A 15971-nucleotide genomic window follows, 5' to 3' on the forward strand; every position below is an offset into this window, starting at 1 on the left:
CTGGCGAGGTGGTGCTCGCCCACGACGGGTGGACGCTGACGGTCTGAGCCGTTCAGCCCGGGAGGAGTGCCGCCCCCCCCTCCTCGTGGAGGAGGTGCCGGGCGACGGCCCGACCCACCGCCACGGCATCCGTGCCGGCTGCCACGTGGCGCAGCACGGTGGTGCCGTCCGGCGCGGCGAGCACGCCCTCCAGGGTGATCGTCCCGGTACGGTCGTCGACGGTGGCATGGGCACCTGCCGGCAGGCCGCAGTCACCGCCGAGCTCGGCAAGGAACGCCCGCTCGGCATCGACCGCGGTGCGGGAGGCCACGTGCTCCACGGCACCCAGCAACTCGCGCAGGCTCGGGTCGTCGGAGCGGCACTCGATGGCCAGCGCACCCTGACCGACCTGGGGGACCATCACCGATGGCGAGAGGATCTCGTGGTCGATGCCGGCCAGGTCGATACCCAGCCGCACGATCGCGGCCACCGCCATCACGATGGCACCGCCGGGCGGGACCTTCTCCAGGCGGGTGGCGATGTTCCCCCGCAGCCCCTCGAACACCAGATCCGGGCGCAGCGCGGCGAGCTGGGCGCGTCGGCGAAGCGACCCGCTCGCCACCACCGCGCCGGGCGGCAGGCTCGCCAACGTGTGACCCACCAGCGCGTCACGGGGATCCGCTCGCTGGGGAACGGCTGCCAGCACCAGGCCGTCCGGAGTCGTCGACGGCAGGTCCTTGGCCGAGTGCACCGCCACGTCGGCTCGGCCATCCAGCAGGGCGGCTTGGACTTCCTTCACGAAGACCCCCTTGCCACCCATCTCCGGGATCGGGATGTCGAGCCGCCGATCGGCGGTCGTCTCCACCACCACCAGCTCGGCGTCGACCTCCATCCCGGCCGCGGTCGCGGCCCGCCGGAGCAGCCGCGCCGCGTGCTCGGCTTGCCAGCGCGCCAGGGGACTGCCCCGGGTGGCGATCCGCACGGCGCCGCCGCTCACGTGATGGCGATCCGTCCCTGCCGGTCAGAGGTCGAACAGGTCACGGACCGCCTCGGCCAGCCGCTCGCCCCGAGGAGTCCCGGCGGCTCCCCTGAGCCCGACGGTGGGCTCGTGGAGCAACTTCGCCACGAGCCCTCTGGTCAGCGCCTCGACGACCTCCCGCGCCGCGGGGTCGAGTGCCGCCAGCCGGGCCGAGAACCGCTCCAGCTCAGTCGTCCGGATGGCTTCGGCCTTGTCGTGCAGCGCGGCGATGAGCGGTGCGACCTCTCGAGCGGTGCTGAGAGCGGTGAACCGCTCGAGCTCTTCCGCGATGATGCGCTCGACCGCGGTCACCTCACGCCGCCGCTCGGCCATCCCGGCCGAAGCGAAGGCCCGCAGGTCGTCCATGTCGAGCAGGGTGACGCCTGCCAGCGCCGCTGCACCCGGATCGACGTCGCGGGGAACCGCCACGTCGACCACGAGCAACGGCCGGCCGGGGCGAGCACTCATCACGCGGGCCAGGTCCCCGTGCTCGAGCATGATCGAGCTGGCGCCCGTGCCGGTGAGCAGCAGGTCGACGCTGGCGAGGGTCTCGTTCAGCTCGGCCAGCCGAACGGCCGTGCCCCCCACCCGGGTGGCCAGCTCGAGCGCCCGCTCCCAGGTGCGGTTGGCGACGAACAGGTCACCGACACCCCGCTGCACCAAGGCGCGCACCATGCCTTCGCCCATGTCGCCCGCGCCCAGCACCAGCACCCGCCGGCCCTCGAGGGTGCCGAGCCGGTCGGCGGCCATGGCCACCGCGGCGGTCGACACGGACACGATGCTGCGCGAGATGCCGGTCTCGCTGCGGGCACGCTTGCCGACTTCCAGCGCATGCCGGAACAGCATGTTGAGCGCCGCGCCACTGGTTCCTTCGTCACGGGCCCGCTCCCAGGCCGCTCGTACCTGACCGAGGATCTCGGCCTCTCCCACCACGGCGGAATCGATCCCTGCGGCGACGGCGAACAGGTGGTGGACCGCGTCGTCGTCGTAGTGGACGTACAGGTGATCGCTGAACTGCTCGGGTGGCAGGTAGGCGACTTCGGAGAGGAAGTTGCGGATGTCGTGGTAGGCGGGGTGGAACCGCTCGGCGAGGACGTAGATCTCGGTGCGGTTACAGGTCGACAGCACGACGGCCTCGCTGACGAACTCCCTGGAGGCGACGTCGTGGAGGGCTTTGGGGAGCCGCGACTCGTCGATCGTCATGCGCTCGAGGAGATCGAGCGGGACGGTCCGGTGGTTCAGGCCGATGACGACGAGAGACACGCCTGGAGGCGCTCCTTGGCTTCGGCGAGGCGACCCTCGCGGATGAGCTCCAGCATTCCCGAGTCCAGGGCCCTTTGCCAATCGACCTCCTCGGTCGAGCGCCCCTCAGCTCGGATCCGTTCCCGCGCTTCGGCGATCAGCTCCACCAGCTCGCCGTACTCGGGCCCGATCTCGCGATCGAGCCGCCGACGCAGCCATGTTGCGACTGCTGGGCTGCTCCCAGCGGTGGACACCGCGAGCAGGAGGCGACCACGGCGCAGCCGGGCGGGAAGGGTGAACGCGCAGTGGTCAGGGTCGTCCGCGCTGTTCACCCAGACGCCGTGGGTCTCGCCGTCCAGGTACACCGCCCGGTCCACCTCGCGATCGCCGGTCGCCGTGATCACCAACCGATACCCCGCGACGTCCCCCTCCCGGTAGGGCCGTTCGTCCCACGTGACCCCCGGCAGCGCCCGGATCTCGTCACTGACCGCCGGGGCCACGACATGGACGGCCGCTCCAGCCTCCAGCAGGGCCTCCACCTTCTGCCGCGCGACCCGCCCACCGCCGACCACCAGGCATCGACGCCCGGTGAGCCGCAGGTTCACCGGGAAGAGCGGATCGTCCACCGGCATCAGCCCGGACCTGTCTCGGCGCTCGCCCGTGCCGGCCGAGGTCGGCGATCCGCGGTCGCGGCCCGCCGCTCGGATTCCCCCGCCTTGGCCGGCTTCGCTACCCTCCGACTGCCCGAGGTCCTGACGGCGCCACCACCGGCGTTCGGGGTCAGTTCGCCGCGGCGGGTCGACCCGCCGTTCCCGTGACCGGCCGCGCCGGTGCGCGTGGCGGCGTCGATCGCGGCGTGCTGACGGTAGAAGCTGAGGATCTGCAGCTCCAACGCGAGGTCGACCTTACGCAACGACGCTCCTGGTGGCACCGAGATCACGGTCGGAGCGAAGTTCAGGATGGACATCACACCGGCCTCGGCGAGCCGGTCGGCGACCTGCTGGGCCACGGAGGCAGGGGTGGCGATGATGCCGATGGCGACCTCGTGCTCGCGCACCACGTCGGGCAACTCGTCCAGATGCCGGACCCGCAGGCCAGCGACCTCCATGCCCTGCTTCGCGGGATCCGCGTCGATCAACGCCACCACCGGGAAACCACGGGCACCGAATCCGCCATAGTTGGCCAGGGCGGCCCCGAGGTTGCCGATCCCCACGATCACCACCGGCCAGTCATGCGTGAGGCCCAGCTCGCGGCTCATCTGGAACAGCAGGTACTCCACGTCGTACCCCACGCCCCGGGTGCCGTAGCTGCCCAGGTACGACAGGTCCTTGCGAACCTTCGCGGCGTTCACTCCGGCCAGCTCCGCCAGCCGCTCGGAGGAGATGGTGGTCGCCTTCTCCTCCGCGAGCTCGAGCAGGATCCGCAGGTAGACGGGCAAGCGAGCGACGGTGGCCTCCGGGATCCGTCGAGGGCCGCGCTCCATGGCCGCCGAGCGTAGTGGCCTCGTGCAACCGTTCACAAAGTCGTCGCCGGCCGTCGCACCACCGCGTTCCGGCGCCTGGGAGGCGTCCCGTAGCCTCGTCAGCATGACCCTCCACGCCGCGCTCGCCGCGGCGGCGACGCTGGTGTCGCTCGCCTTCGCCCTGTCGACGCTCGACCGCTGGATCGATCGCCGGCGGCGCCACGAGGCCGCGTGGACCGCCGCCCTGTTCATGTTCTCGATTGCCTCGGCGGCGCTGTGGTGTGGCGCGGCACTCGGCTGGAACGAGGTGAGCTTCAAGGTCTTCTACCTGTTCGGGGCCATCCTCAACGTGCCGTTTCTCGCGCTGGGCACCGTCTACCTGCTCGGCCGGCCACGCACCGGCGATCGATGGGCGCTGGTGGTCTCGCTGCTCGGCGCGTTCTGTGCGGGCTTGGTGGTGTCGGCCCCGCTCGTGGCACCCATCGAGGCGGACGCGCTGCCACGGGGAGCAGAGGTGTTCGGCGTCGGCCCCCGCATCGCGGCCGCGGTCGGCTCCGGGGCGGCCGCGATGGTCATCATCGGCGGGGCGCTCGTGAGCGCGTGGCGGCTGCTGCGCACGGGCCGCAGGTCCGCGGCGGGCGACGTCCCGCGCTCGCCGGTCCCGCCCCGCCGGCTCGCACTCGCCAACCTGCTCATCGCGGCGGGCACCCTCGTGCTGAGCGCGGGAGGGCTGCTCAACTCGGTGCTCGACGAGATGGACGCGTTCGCCGTCTCCCTCGTCGTCGGCATCGCCATCATCTTCGGCGGCTTCCTGCTGACCGCCACCCCGGCAGCCTTGACCCCGCCGCAGCCGTGGTACCCGCCCGGAGGTCAGCGGGAAGCGCCGCCGGAGACGCCAACCGGCCTCTCACCCGCCTGACCACGCGCCCGGCGTGATCGGCAGCCACCAGGGTCACCCGATCAGCGCAGGGCGCGCCGGAGGACCTTGCCGGCAAGCCCTCGAGGAAGCTCGTCCACGAACATCACCTTGCTCGGGCACTTGTACCGGGCGAGCCGCTCTGCGCACCACGCGACGATGTCGTCCTCCTCCGCGGCCTTGCCCGGTGCGAGCACCACGTAGGCCTTCACCGCCTCACCGGAATGGGGGTGGGGGACCCCGACCACGGCACAGGCCTCCACCGCAGGGTGCTCGGCCAGGACCGCTTCGACCTCCGCCGGGTAGACGTTGAAGCCCGACACGATGATGAGGTCCTTGGCCCGGTCGACGAGAAAGACGTAGCCCTCGTCGTCGACCACCCCGATGTCGCCGGTACGGAGCCAACCGTCTGCCGTCAACGCCGCAGCGGTGGCATCCGGCTCGTTCCAGTAGCCCTGGAAGACGTTCGGGCCCTGGACCCAGATCTCTCCCGTGTCACCGGCGAGCACGTCCTCGCCGTCGGCATCGACCAGCCGCACGCGCACGCCGGGCAAGGGCAACCCGATCGAGCCCCACGGCGCGTCGGTGCCGGTGGCGGAGGTGACCACGGGGGACGCCTCGGTCAGCCCATACCCCTCATCGAGGTGGAGCCCGAAGCGGTCTTCGATGAGCTGCGCGGTCTCGATGGGCAACTTGGCCGCCCCCGAGATGCCGAGCCGGACCGACTCGAACGCCCGGTGGTCCGCCGCGGGCAGGCCGGCCCACGCCGCCCACATGGTCGGTGGGCCCGTGACGATGGTGATGCCGTGCCGTTCGATCGCCTCGAGACCCGAGGCAGGGTCGAAGCGCTCGATGAGCACCACCCGTGACCCCGCATACAGGGTGAGACCGAGCATCACGTTGAGCCCGAAGATGTGGAACAGCGGCAGCACGCCGAACACGACATCGTCGGGATGCTGGCGCCGGGCCGCCAGCGCGTGCACCTGCTCGAGGTTCGACAGCAGGTTCCGGTGGCTGAGCATCGCCGCTCGAGGTGGGCCGGCGGTGCCGCTCGTGAACATCAGCACCGCCAGCTCGTCGGGATCGCGGTCGACGATCGGGGCCGGCTCAGCCTCGAGCAGCTCCTCCACCTCGACCGCGCCGGCGAGCTCGGTGCCCGAGGCCACCAGGAGGTACTCGAGGGACGGCACCGCAGAACGATCCAGCCCCTGCACCGACGCCTTGGCCGCCGGACCGGCGACGAGGGCTCGGCAGCCGGTGACCGCCAGCTCCCGTTCGAGCTCCCGCGCGGGAGCCAGCGGATTCAGCGGGACGGCGATGCATCCCGCACCGGTCACCGACAGGTATGAGACCACGAAGTACCAGTTGTTGCCGCAGGCGATCCCGACCCGATCACCCGCTTGCAGGCCCAGACCGATCAGGCCACCGCGCAGCGCCGCCACCTGGGCCCGCAGCTCGCCGTAGGTCGTGGACTTGCCTCGGCTGACCAGGGCCACGGCGGCGCCCGGATGCGGCTCGATGATCGAGGCGATGTTCACCGCCGCGCACCATACCCACGGCGGCGTCCGGGTGCAGCCGCGACCACGGACCGCGCGCCCCCGATAGCGTCCGCCCGCTCAACCCTCGGCCTCTGGATGACGACAACACCTCAGAGAGGCTCCCCGCCCCAGGGGAGAGCACGAGCGGCGACGAAGGGCCGGGCAGATGAGGATGTCAGACCAGCGGGTCCGGGGAGCGAGACATGGGAGACGGCCCGGTGCCCTCGTGCTCGCTCTGGCGGTGATCGCCAGCGTGGGCCTGTGGGCCTCGCCAGTCCACGCCCAAGGCCCCGGCGAGTGGCTCCGCATGGTGAACGACCTGCGCTCCTCGCGCGGCCTCGCCCCCCTCCGGCTCGACGCCAACCTCTCCGCACTGGCCCAACGCTGGTCGGAGAAGATGGCCGCCGACGGCGCGATCTCCCACGATCCGAACCTCGCCGGTGGGGTCACGGCGAACTGGACGAAGCTGGGCGAGAACGTCGGCACCGGCACCGACCGGCAGGGCATCTGGCAAGCCTTCCTCAACAGCCCCCCGCATCTGGCCAACCTGGTCGATCCCCAGTTCACCCACATCGGGATCGGCACCACCTTCGTGGGGGACCGGGAGTTCGTGGTCCACCGGTTCATGGCCGTGGCCGGCGGCGGGTCGCCCGGCGGTGACTCCACCACGCCGGAGGCCACCACCAGCGGCCCGGCCGGCAGCTTCGGGGCTCTCGCTCCAAGCGCATCCAACGCGAGTCCGCCGACCACTCACCCGCCGGCGGAACCCGACCCTGCCCCACCGAGCACCCCGGCCAACCCACCGCCGCCGGCAGAGCCGGGCCGGGTGGCGGCGGTACTCGAGGCGTTGCGCGACGCCACCGGGTGAGCCGAAGCGACAGCACCCCCGGTCCGCGACCACACTTGGGGCCGTGACCGCCGCTATCGAGACCGTCGAGCTCACCCGCGGCTTCGCCAGCGGTCTGGCCGTTGACCGTGTCACCTTCTCCGTCGAGCGTGGGGAGGTGCTGGCGCTGCTCGGGCCCAACGGGGCGGGAAAGACCACCACCGTCCGCCTGCTCAACGGCGTGTTGAGACCCGACCGGGGCACGGCTCGGGTCCTCGGCTTCGACGCCGCCCGAGAGGGTGAAGCGGTCCGTCGGCGCACCGGTGTCCTGACGGAGAACGCCGGTCTCGACGACCGGCTCACCACCCGGGAGAACCTGGAGTTCACCGCTCGCATCCGGGGCTTCAGTACCGCGGACGCCCGGCGCCGGGTCGACGAGCTGCTCGAGCGATTCGGCATGGCCGAGCGGGCTGGCGACCTCACCCAGGGTTTCTCGACCGGGCAACGGAAGCGGATCGCACTGGCCCGCGCGCTGCTGCACGATCCGGAGGTGCTGTTCCTCGACGAACCGACCTCGGGGCTCGACCCCGCCGGCACCCGCGACGTGATCGACCTCATCCACGAGCTCGCGAGCGAGGGGCGCACCATCGTGCTGGCGACCCACTTCCTGGGCGAGGCAGGGCGGCTCGCGCATCGCATGGCGGTCCTGCACAACGGGCGGCTGCGAGCCTTCGGCAGCCCCCAGGAGATCGCGGCGGGGATCTGGCAGGACATGGCCGCAGATCTGGACCTCGGCGGTCCCGCCCCCGAACGGACCCTCCGCGCCCTCCGAGCGATCGACGGCGTCACCCGGGCCACGGCGTCGCCCACGGGTGCCGAACTGCGCGTGACGAGTCGTGATGCGCTGGCCGCGGCGGTGGCCGCGCTGGTCGCTCACGAGGTGCAGGTGTTCGGTGCGGTCGCTCATCCGCCGACCCTCGAGGACGTCTACTTCGAGGTGGAGCGACGCATCCTCGCCGAGACCGGCGACGCATCCTTCAGCGACGGGTTCCTCCGCCGGCGCCTCCAGGACACGGAGAACCAGCGATGAGCGAGGCGGGCCACACGTCCGGGCGCGGCATGGACCGCCGGGCCATCCGTACGGTGGTGCGCAAGGACCTGACCGCAGTGCGGCGTTCGAAGCCCATCGTGCTGCCCATGATCTTCGTGCCGCTCATCCTGATCGTGGTGCTGCCGTTCGTCCTCGGCCTCATCGCCCGGTCCTCCTCATCGCAACAGGTGCAGAACGCCCTCTCGTCGAGCGTGGTGAAAGACCTCACCGGGCCGATCTCCTCGCTGCCCGAGCAGGAGCAGATGGTGGTTCTGACGCTCGGCTACCTGTTGCCACCGTTGCTGCTCGTCATCCCCCTGATGGTCTCGGCGGTGCTCGCCGCCGACGCCTTCGCCGGCGAGAAGGAACGCCGGACACTGGAGGGTCTCCTGCACCTGCCCATCAGCGACCGGGACCTGTTCGTGGCCAAGGTTCTCGGCGCCTTCATCCCGGCGGTGGCCATCACCTGGATCGGCGCGGTGCTGTACGCGCTGGTGTGCAACCTCGTGGCCTGGCCGGTCACCGGGCGCCTGTTCCTGCCGTTCACCCAGTGGACGGTGATGATCGTGTGGATCGCACCCGCGGTCGCCCTGCTGGCCCTCGGGCTGCTGGTGGTGGTGTCATCGCGGGCCAGGACCACCCAGGAAGCGAACCAGCTCGGCGGCGCGGTGATTCTGCCGTTGATCTTCCTCGGCGCGACGCAGGCCTCCGCGCTGCTGCTGCTCCCCTGGTGGGGCGTGGTGGCCGCCGGCGGCCTGATCTGGATGCTCTCGCTGGGGCTGGTGGCGTTCAACGGGACGCGCTTCACGCGCGACCGCCTTGCAACCTCCGCCTGAGACCGGCTGGGACCGGCCCGGGTCAACGAGAGCTGGTGATCTCGGACAGGTTCGATGCGGCGGCGCGCACCGTCCTGGCCAGATCCAGCGAATCGAGATCGACCGCCTGGGTGATGCCCGGGACCTCGAAGGCCATCAGGCTGACCGACGCGAGCCCTCGGCCCGAACCGATGAACACGAAGCGCACCACGCCGCCGGCCGGCACACCCCCGATGTCCATCGAGAAGCGCACGGTGGCGCCGGTGATGAAATCGACCCCGACGGCGTTCGCATCGACCCCGACGTTGTACGCGGTCACCTGCACGTCGCTGGGCTCTGAATCTCTTCGTCGGCGCCCTGCGAGAACGTGATCGATGCCCGCCCGGTCGACTCCGCTTCGACCGCGTCGCGATCGTCGACCAGCTTTCGGCAGGAGGCGACCTTGAGCAGGTCGCCGGACGCAGTGTTGGAGCTCCCCGTCGACGAGTCGACCACACCCGCGGACCACTCGCCCGGCGGCAGGTCCGAGGTTCCGATGAGCGCGCTCGTGGCGAGGTCCTCGTCGTCAGAGGTGTCGATCGTGGTCGTGGACTTCGGTGCACTCGTGGTCGGCGCGGACGTCGTGGCCGGGGCGTTGTCCTGGTCCTTCCCCGCTTCACCGCTTTCCTTGCTGGTGCACGCACTGAAGAGCAGGGCTCCGGCGAACGTGACCGCAGCCAGCTTGGTCAACCTCGACATGTTTTCCTCCCAGCGATTGCCGACGACCACCCGGCGGCGGACAGACAGCGAAGCCGCAAGTCTTGCACACCGGCGCTGGCCCTGACGGCTCCCGCGCGCACGCCACTGACCGGCGAACGGGCGACCGAGCCTGGACAGGGCCCGCGGACCGCCGATCAGCGAGCCAGCACGAACAGCTGCAGCACCGCGGCGCCGAGGATCAACAGGAGCAGGATGCCCAGGGTGATCACGGTTCCGGGTCTCACGGGCGAGCCTCCTTCCGGGCGAGGTGAACCGCGGTCGTGATCCCCGACCCCTCTCCCTCATCGCCGTCGGGGATCGGCTCCAAGCGCACTTCGGTCGACGGCCGCAGCCCGAGCTCCAGGGCCGCGGAACGGCGGTCCACGACCACCGCGACCAGCCCGTAGGAGTCGACCACGAGGCCGATCTCGCCGGCGCCCAGCTCGGCGAACGTGCGCACCCGCCGCGCGGTACGCTGCTCGCCCTCGAAGCGCAGGCGCACCCGCTCACCGTACGGCTCGATCTCGGCCGGGTCCACGTTGAGCTGCGCGTTGCCGTACCGGTCGATCCAGAGCACCTCTCCCACGAGTGCACCGCCGTCCTCATGGGTGACCGGCAGCACCCCGGGAAGCAGACTCGCCGGGTCGACCACCTCGCCGAGCTCCTCGAGCGGCACCCCGTTGCACAGGTGAGCCGCGGCGGGCGCGAAGACATCCCGTCCGGCGAAGGTCGGCCCGGGGGCCGGGAGCTGGAAATCGGGGTTGGTCAGGGCCACGGCCCGGGACGCGCCCCCGCAGAGCGCTACTGCCGGAGCCAGCACCCCGTTGTCGGGGCCGATCAGCACCGACGTGCCCTCACCGACCTCGACCGCCACCCCACGGCGGTCGGTGCCCACGCCCGGGTCCACGATGGCCAGCACCACCCCGGGACACAGGTACTGGGCGCTCCGGGCCAGGGTGAGACCCGCGGCGCGCACGTCGTAGGGGGGCACGTCATGGGTGAGGTCGATCACCGTCACCTTCGGTGCGAGCGACCGGATCACCGAATGCACCACGCCCACGAACTCGTCGACCCGCCCATAGTCGGACAGGAACGTGACCGTGTCGTACCGCAACGACATCGGGCCGACGGTAGCGGCGAGGGCCGGGCGCTGCGAACCTGCGGGCCCGACCCGGCGCAGCTCAGCCGGCTTCGGTGTAGCGCTTCGCGAGGTAGGCGTCGACGTCTTCCTCGCGAATGCGGTAGCTCTTGCCCACCCGCACCGACGCGAGGTCGCCGGCTTTGATCAAGCGGTACACGGTCATGGTGGAGACCCGCATCATCTGGGCCACCTCCGCCACCGTCAGGAAGCGCCCGCGCGACGCCGGTGACACCACCTCAGAAGGTCCCCTCGCTCCGCATGGATCGACACCCTAACCGCGCGCCCGGGGTGGCGAAAGCGGACCTGGGGGCACCCCCACACACCCCGGGCAAGACCGTGCCGGTGGGCGATCAGCCCCGTCCGAGCTGGCGCGACCGCTCGGTGGCGGCTTGCACCGCGGCGAGGAACGCCGAGCGCACCCCACCCCGCTCGAGCTCGTGCAGCCCCGCCGCCGTGGTCCCGCCCGGGGAGGTCACCGCGGCCCGCAGCACCGCCGCATGCTCGTCGGACTCCCGCAGCAGCTTGCCCGAGCCGATGATCGTCTGCACCGCGAGCACCTCGGCCACTTCTCGGGGGAGTCCCACGAGGACGCCCGCTTCGATCAGGCTCTCGGCCACCAGGAAGAGGTACGCCGGCCCCGAGCCCGACAGCCCGGTCACCGCGTCGAGCTGTTCCTCCTTGACCTGCACCACGATGCCGACAGCATCGAGGATGGACCGCGCCCAGTCGAGATCGGCCTGGCCGGCGCTCACTCCGCCTGCGATGGCGGCCGCGCCGCACCCCACCACCGCGGGCGTGTTCGGCATGGCTCGCACCACGGCCACCCCGCCCCCCAGCGCCGACTCGAGGGTGCCGGTGTCGACGCCGGCCGCGATCGACAGCACCCGCCGCACGCCGGCCAGCGCGACCTCCTTGCACGCCTCCGGCACGTCGCCCGGCTTGACCGCGATGACCGCTCCATCGGCGGCCACGGGCGCGTCGATGACGGCGACTCCGGGGAAGGCCGCGCCCAGCTCGTCGCGGCGGGCAGGGAGGCGCTCCACCACGGCCAGCTCGCCGGGTTCCGCCCATCCCGCCCGGAGCAGTCCGGCCAGGAGGGCCTCACCCATGCGGCCCCCGCCCACCAGCTGGAGTCGAATCATGGGCCGGACGTTACCGCTTGCCTGCCTTCGTACCGGTCCTCGATCCTGCCCACTCGCACCAGGAGGACCGCCACCACCATCCCGAGGGCCACCACCGCGCCGATCAGGTACGTGCCCCCCGGGCCCACCGCACCCATCGAGACTGCGGCCAGCAGCGGACCGGCGGTCTGCCCGGCGCGGGCCGCCCCCACCCACGCTGCGACCACCGCGCCCCGACTTGCTTCCGGCGCGTAGCCGGCGACGACATCCTGGACGGTCGGGATGGACATCCCCTCCCCGAGCCCGTACAGCACCGCACCAGCGAAGACCAGTCCCAGGGTGGGGGCGGCCCCGATGACCGCGAAGCCGGCCGTGAAGAGCATCGAGGCCACCAGGATCAGGGTCCGTCGCCCGAACCGTGCCCGCAGCCGGCCCAGGGCGAGCGCGGCCACGGTGGCGCCCGTCGCGGGGACCGCCAGCACGAAGCCCCTCTGGCCGGCGGCCAGCCCGAAGCGCTGCTCGAGGAGCAACGGCAGGACGGTGAGGAACAGCCCGAAGATCAGCACGAACAGGACGAAGCCGAACGAGACCGCCCCCAGCACCGCCGGCTGGCGCAACACCGCCAGCGCGTCGTGCACCTGGCGGCGCATGGGGATCGGCACCGGTGTCGGGCGCGGTGGGAGACCCCGCCACACGGCCAGCGCGGTCACCAACGCAAACCCGTACGGCACGAACGACCATCGCCAGCCGCCCGCCGCCGCCAGCAGGCCACCCACCGCCGGAAAGATCGCCACCGACACCGTCAGCACCGCCGCGTTGTAGCCGATCAAGCGCGCCCGCTCGGTGCCCTCCCAGTAGTCGCCCAGCAGCACCACGGCGAGGTTGATGAGCCCGGCCGATCCCACCCCCTGGACCAGTCGCAACCCGAGCAGGGCCCCGAACGACGGGGCGAACGCCGCCCCGACACCACCCAGACCGAACACCACCAGGCAGGGCATGAGCACCTGGCGCCGCCCGAAGCGATCGGCCAGCAGGCCGATGGCGGGGGCGATGGCGATGCCGGGCAGGGTGGCGGCCGCCACCAGCGGTCCCGCACCGGTGTCGGGGACCCCGAAGTCGTCAAGGATGTCCGGCAGGGGCGCGTTCACCAGCGTGTTGGCGAGGATGCCGGTCACGGTGATGGCGAACACCAACGCCAGCGCAGGTCGTTCGCGCCGGCGGGCGGAGGGCCCGAGGAGCTTCACACCAGTGACCGTCTTCCCCGATCGGCGCCGGTGGGGGGGGTGCTCCCCGGGCCCGCCGACCACCCTAACCGGGGTGGACATGAAACACAAGACAAATGATGGATAGTGAATGAAACTCATCGAAGTCGGGAGGCGAAACCGATCCGCAGAGCGGGACGGAAGCACTGCTCGACGTACGCATAGACCGAGCCGAGGATCCGATCGAGCTCCCCCTCGTCCACGGCGTGGATCGGGAGCTGGCCCACGAGGAACACCGCATCCTCGTCACCGATGACGAACGCCATGCCGTTGAAGCCCGCGTTGCGACGCAGGAGGTGCTCGTAGAACCGGGCGTGGTTCTCCTCAGGCGCAGGCATGACGTAGGTCTCGTAGTGCAGGCTCCGCTGCCGCAGCGTGTACCAGACCGTGTAGACGTCCTTCTCCTCTCCGTGGATCCGCACGAACCAGCGACGGTCGCCGACGAGTGGATCGACCTGCTTCTCGACGGCCACCACCACCGGGTTGTCAGCGAGCTGGTCGGCCAGCCATCCGTCGATGAGCTCCTCGACCCGTTCCCGCTCCTCCCGGGTCGCGATCTCGTCAGCCATGTAGACCTCCGGCCCGTCGGGGACGACCTCTCCCGGGCACCCGTGCGTGGATCACGAGCAGGTCACGAGCGATCGGGCGGCGAGATCCGCGTAGAGGCGGCGCAGCCGGGCAGCGGTGGTCGACCACGTGTACCGGCTGGCCCTCGCGACGGCTGACCTCGACAGCCCTTCGGCCAGCTCGTGATCGGCGATGATCTCGCTCACGTAGCCGGCGAAGGCCTGCGGGTCGCGCTCGTCGACGAGAAACCCGGTGCGGCCATGCTGGACCAGCGTGGTGAGCCCGCCGACGTTGGCGGCCACGACCGGGGTGCCGCACGCGGCAGCCTCCAGGGCCACCAACCCGAAGGACTCCGATCGGCTCGGCACGACGCACACGTCAGCGCTGCGGTAGTAGGTGGACAACAGGTGATGGGGCTGCGGGGGCACGAACCGCACCCGGTCATGCAGCCCAAGCTCGCTCACCAGCGCGCGCGCCCGGCGTAGCTCGGCCTCACCGTCGATCCCGCTCGGCCCACCGACCACGACCAGCACCGCCCGGGGATCGGTCAGCGCGAGGCAGCGGATGGCGATGGTCAGCCCCTTCAGCGGCTGGATCCGGCCGACGAAGAGCAGCACCGGGTGGTCCCCCAGCCCGAGCGCCTGTCTCGCGCCACGGCGATCACCGGGCGAGAAGAAGGCGTGGTCGACACCGGGTGGCACGATCTCCACCCGCTCCCGCGGCGCGCCGTACAGCTCGACGAGCTGTTCAAGCTCCGTCTCGCACGACGCGAGCAGTGCATCGGAGCAGGACACGACCTCGGTCTCGGCCTCGATTCGCCTGGCCGGCTCCGGGTCGCCCGTCTCGGCCTTCACTCTGGCGAGCGTGTGGAAGGTCGAGACCAGTGGGAGCGAGAGCTCGTGCTTGAGCCGGTGGCCCGCCACCCCCGACAGCCAGTAGTTGGCATGGATGGCGTCGGTGTCACCACCCCGGCGGAGGTGCCACCCCACGGCGTCGGCGAACTCATCGGTCACCTCCGGGAGCTGTTCCTTGCTCAGGTCGTGCGGTCCTGCCTCGACGTGGATCACTCGGAATCCGGCCTCCACCTCGATGACCTCGGGAAGGTCGTCGCGCCACCGGCGCACGTAGACCGTGGAGTGGACGCCCGCTTGGGCCAGCGCGCCGACCAGCTCGCGGACATAGACGTTCATGCCCCCGCTGTCGCCGATGCCGGGCTGCACGAGCGGGGAGGTGTGGAGGGAGAGGACGGCCAGGTTGCGCATGCGGATCAGCTGGCAACGCGGTCGCCGGGTTCGGATTCGGCCCGGAAGGTCTCGTAGATGTGGACGAGGGTCTTCTTCTGGGTCTCGGTCAGCCCCGGGTCACGGCGGATCTCCCCCACCACGTCGACCGAACCGTCGCGCTGATCGAGGATGCCGGCTCGCACGTAGAGGGTCTCCGCGGAGATCTCGAGGGCGTGGGCGATCTGCTGCAGGATCTCCGCGGAAGGCTTGCGAAGCCCGCGCTCGATCTGGCTGAGGTAGGGGTTCGACACCCCCGCGAGCTGCGAGAGCTTTCGTAACGAGAGCTGGCCCACCCGGCGCTGCTCACGGATGAACGCACCGAGATCGCTCCACCGCTGCTCCAGCTCGTTCACGTCCCCAAAGGTTAGGGCCGGGTCACTCCAGCAGCGACTCCACGGACGCCTCACCCGTCCGGTACCGGCGAGTCAGCTCCGCCTGCAGGGCGTCGATGCGTTCGTGGAAGGCCCGCCGACGGTTGGACACCCGCCGCTCGATGTCGGCGAGCGCACCCTCGAGGGCCCGCAGCTGGTCGTCGGGCATCGAGGTCACCGCGGCGAGCCGGCCGTCGCTCAGCAGGGCGTCCAGCTCCGCGGCGAGCTGCGGATCGACGATGGTCGGCTCCAGGGTCTGCGGCAACCGCCCGACGCCTTCCGCTCGGGTCCCGTCCGCGAGGAGATCGGGTAGCTCCTGTACCAATGTCGACAGGTCCGCGGGCTCAGGCTGGCCCGCCTCCCGCCGGGCGCGCTCGCGGCTCACGATGTCAAGCGGTCCTTGCACCATGCGTCGCAGGTAGGAGAGGCCCGTCTCCACCTCGATGCAGGCCGCCCGGCTGGCGCGGACCCGCTCGATCGGTTGGTGCTCGAGATCTGCGAGCACATCGGGGGCCAGCAGGTCCTCGGCATCGGGCGTCACGGCCAGAGCGTACCCCGACCACCTCGACCAGGTCCCCGCCAGCGGGCTCCGACACCCCGAC

Annotated in this window: 19 protein-coding genes; 4 read left to right on the forward strand and 15 right to left on the reverse strand. The window is 71.3% G+C overall.

Features of this window, described 5'->3' with window-relative positions; genetic code table 11:
* Nucleotides 1-52: 52 nt before the first annotated feature.
* Genes hemC through V7004_RS05980 form a run of 4 tightly spaced genes read right to left on the reverse strand, consistent with a single transcriptional unit; the run spans nt 53 to nt 3722 of the window.
* Nucleotides 53-976, reverse strand: a complete 924-nt coding sequence (gene hemC, locus V7004_RS05965; RefSeq protein WP_334142737.1) for a hydroxymethylbilane synthase — start codon at nt 974-976, stop codon at nt 53-55.
* A gap of 24 nt (nt 977-1000) precedes the next feature.
* Nucleotides 1001-2260 (reverse strand): glutamyl-tRNA reductase, encoded by a 1260-nt coding sequence (locus tag V7004_RS05970; RefSeq protein WP_334142738.1) that lies wholly within the window; start codon nt 2258-2260, stop codon nt 1001-1003.
* Nucleotides 2236-2871 (reverse strand): precorrin-2 dehydrogenase/sirohydrochlorin ferrochelatase family protein, encoded by a 636-nt coding sequence (locus V7004_RS05975; protein WP_334142740.1) that lies wholly within the window; start codon nt 2869-2871, stop codon nt 2236-2238. The genes V7004_RS05970 and V7004_RS05975 overlap by 25 nt, the downstream gene beginning before the upstream one ends.
* Nucleotides 2871-3722 (reverse strand): redox-sensing transcriptional repressor Rex, encoded by an 852-nt coding sequence (locus V7004_RS05980; protein ID WP_334142741.1) that lies wholly within the window; start codon nt 3720-3722, stop codon nt 2871-2873. The genes V7004_RS05975 and V7004_RS05980 overlap by 1 nt, the downstream gene beginning before the upstream one ends.
* A 103-nt stretch (nt 3723-3825) precedes the next feature.
* Here V7004_RS05980 and V7004_RS05985 point away from each other — a divergent pair, with 103 nt between their 5' ends.
* Nucleotides 3826-4620 carry a hypothetical protein gene (locus tag V7004_RS05985; RefSeq protein WP_334142742.1) on the forward strand — a complete coding sequence of 265 codons (795 nt, stop codon included), beginning with the start codon at nt 3826-3828 and terminating at the stop codon, nt 4618-4620.
* Nucleotides 4621-4661: 41 nt separating this feature from the next.
* Here the strand turns inward: V7004_RS05985 and V7004_RS05990 are convergent, their stop codons facing one another.
* Nucleotides 4662-6155, reverse strand: coding sequence for an AMP-binding protein (locus tag V7004_RS05990; protein ID WP_334142743.1), 1494 nt, complete (start codon nt 6153-6155; stop codon nt 4662-4664).
* Between the two features lie 226 nt (nt 6156-6381).
* On the opposite strand from V7004_RS05990, the gene V7004_RS05995 reads away from it, so the two are divergent.
* Genes V7004_RS05995 through V7004_RS06005 form a run of 3 tightly spaced genes read left to right on the forward strand, consistent with a single transcriptional unit; the run spans nt 6382 to nt 8907 of the window.
* Nucleotides 6382-7023, forward strand: coding sequence for a CAP domain-containing protein (locus V7004_RS05995; RefSeq protein ID WP_334142744.1), 642 nt, complete (start codon nt 6382-6384; stop codon nt 7021-7023).
* Nucleotides 7024-7066: 43 nt separating this feature from the next.
* On the forward strand, nt 7067-8071 hold the full coding sequence (locus V7004_RS06000) for an ABC transporter ATP-binding protein (RefSeq protein ID WP_334142745.1): 1005 nt from the start codon (nt 7067-7069) through the stop codon (nt 8069-8071).
* Nucleotides 8068-8907: an ABC transporter permease subunit gene (locus tag V7004_RS06005; RefSeq protein ID WP_334142748.1), complete on the forward strand. Its 840-nt coding sequence runs from the start codon at nt 8068-8070 to the stop codon at nt 8905-8907. Before V7004_RS06000 ends, V7004_RS06005 begins: the two co-directional genes overlap by 4 nt.
* A 22-nt stretch (nt 8908-8929) precedes the next feature.
* Here the strand turns inward: V7004_RS06005 and V7004_RS06010 are convergent, their stop codons facing one another.
* From V7004_RS06010 to V7004_RS06055, 10 genes are all read right to left on the reverse strand, one after another.
* Complete coding sequence (locus tag V7004_RS06010; RefSeq protein ID WP_334142749.1) at nt 8930-9211, reverse strand: hypothetical protein; 282 nt, start codon at nt 9209-9211, stop codon at nt 8930-8932.
* Nucleotides 9202-9615, reverse strand: a complete 414-nt coding sequence (locus V7004_RS06015; RefSeq protein ID WP_334142751.1) for a hypothetical protein — start codon at nt 9613-9615, stop codon at nt 9202-9204. The genes V7004_RS06010 and V7004_RS06015 overlap by 10 nt, the downstream gene beginning before the upstream one ends.
* Nucleotides 9616-9865: 250 nt before the next feature.
* Entirely contained in the window at nt 9866-10744 is an 879-nt protein-coding gene (locus tag V7004_RS06020) for an SAM hydrolase/SAM-dependent halogenase family protein (protein ID WP_334142752.1), read from the reverse strand.
* A gap of 61 nt (nt 10745-10805) precedes the next feature.
* Complete coding sequence (locus V7004_RS06025) at nt 10806-10997, reverse strand: helix-turn-helix domain-containing protein (protein ID WP_334142753.1); 192 nt, start codon at nt 10995-10997, stop codon at nt 10806-10808.
* Nucleotides 10998-11115: 118 nt separating this feature from the next.
* Complete coding sequence (proC, locus tag V7004_RS06030) at nt 11116-11907, reverse strand: pyrroline-5-carboxylate reductase (protein ID WP_334142754.1); 792 nt, start codon at nt 11905-11907, stop codon at nt 11116-11118.
* On the reverse strand, nt 11904-13130 hold the full coding sequence (locus V7004_RS06035) for an MFS transporter (RefSeq protein WP_334142755.1): 1227 nt from the start codon (nt 13128-13130) through the stop codon (nt 11904-11906). The genes proC and V7004_RS06035 overlap by 4 nt, the downstream gene beginning before the upstream one ends.
* 116 nt (nt 13131-13246) lie before the next feature.
* Complete coding sequence (locus V7004_RS06040) at nt 13247-13717, reverse strand: YbjN domain-containing protein (protein ID WP_334142756.1); 471 nt, start codon at nt 13715-13717, stop codon at nt 13247-13249.
* 51 nt (nt 13718-13768) lie between these two features.
* Nucleotides 13769-14977 carry a glycosyltransferase gene (locus tag V7004_RS06045; protein ID WP_334142757.1) on the reverse strand — a complete coding sequence of 403 codons (1209 nt, stop codon included), beginning with the start codon at nt 14975-14977 and terminating at the stop codon, nt 13769-13771.
* A 5-nt stretch (nt 14978-14982) separates the two neighbouring features.
* Complete coding sequence (locus V7004_RS06050) at nt 14983-15342, reverse strand: helix-turn-helix domain-containing protein (protein WP_235979696.1); 360 nt, start codon at nt 15340-15342, stop codon at nt 14983-14985.
* A gap of 31 nt (nt 15343-15373) precedes the next feature.
* A complete protein-coding gene (locus V7004_RS06055; RefSeq protein ID WP_334142758.1) occupies nt 15374-15910 on the reverse strand; it encodes an RsiG family protein in 537 nt (178 codons plus the stop codon).
* Nucleotides 15911-15971 lie beyond the last annotated feature (61 nt).

The organism is Rhabdothermincola sp., from assembly GCF_036846205.1.
Lineage (GTDB): Bacteria > Actinomycetota > Acidimicrobiia > Acidimicrobiales > Acidimicrobilacustridaceae > Rhabdothermincola.

Excerpts from the sequence above, each read along its gene's own strand:
- V7004_RS06040 (WP_334142756.1), bottom strand. The coding sequence starts at position 13,717 with ATGGCTGACGAGATCGCGACCCGGGAGGAGCGGGAACGGGTCGAGGAG.
- V7004_RS06045 (WP_334142757.1), bottom strand. The coding sequence starts at position 14,977 with ATGCGCAACCTGGCCGTCCTCTCCCTCCACACCTCCCCGCTCGTGCAG.
- V7004_RS06005 (WP_334142748.1), top strand. The coding sequence starts at position 8,068 with ATGAGCGAGGCGGGCCACACGTCCGGGCGCGGCATGGACCGCCGGGCC.
- V7004_RS05985 (WP_334142742.1), top strand. The coding sequence starts at position 3,826 with ATGACCCTCCACGCCGCGCTCGCCGCGGCGGCGACGCTGGTGTCGCTC.
- V7004_RS05975 (WP_334142740.1), bottom strand. The coding sequence starts at position 2,871 with ATGCCGGTGGACGATCCGCTCTTCCCGGTGAACCTGCGGCTCACCGGG.
- proC (WP_334142754.1), bottom strand. The coding sequence starts at position 11,907 with ATGATTCGACTCCAGCTGGTGGGCGGGGGCCGCATGGGTGAGGCCCTC.
- V7004_RS06020 (WP_334142752.1), bottom strand. The coding sequence starts at position 10,744 with ATGTCGTTGCGGTACGACACGGTCACGTTCCTGTCCGACTATGGGCGG.
- V7004_RS05980 (WP_334142741.1), bottom strand. The coding sequence starts at position 3,722 with ATGGAGCGCGGCCCTCGACGGATCCCGGAGGCCACCGTCGCTCGCTTG.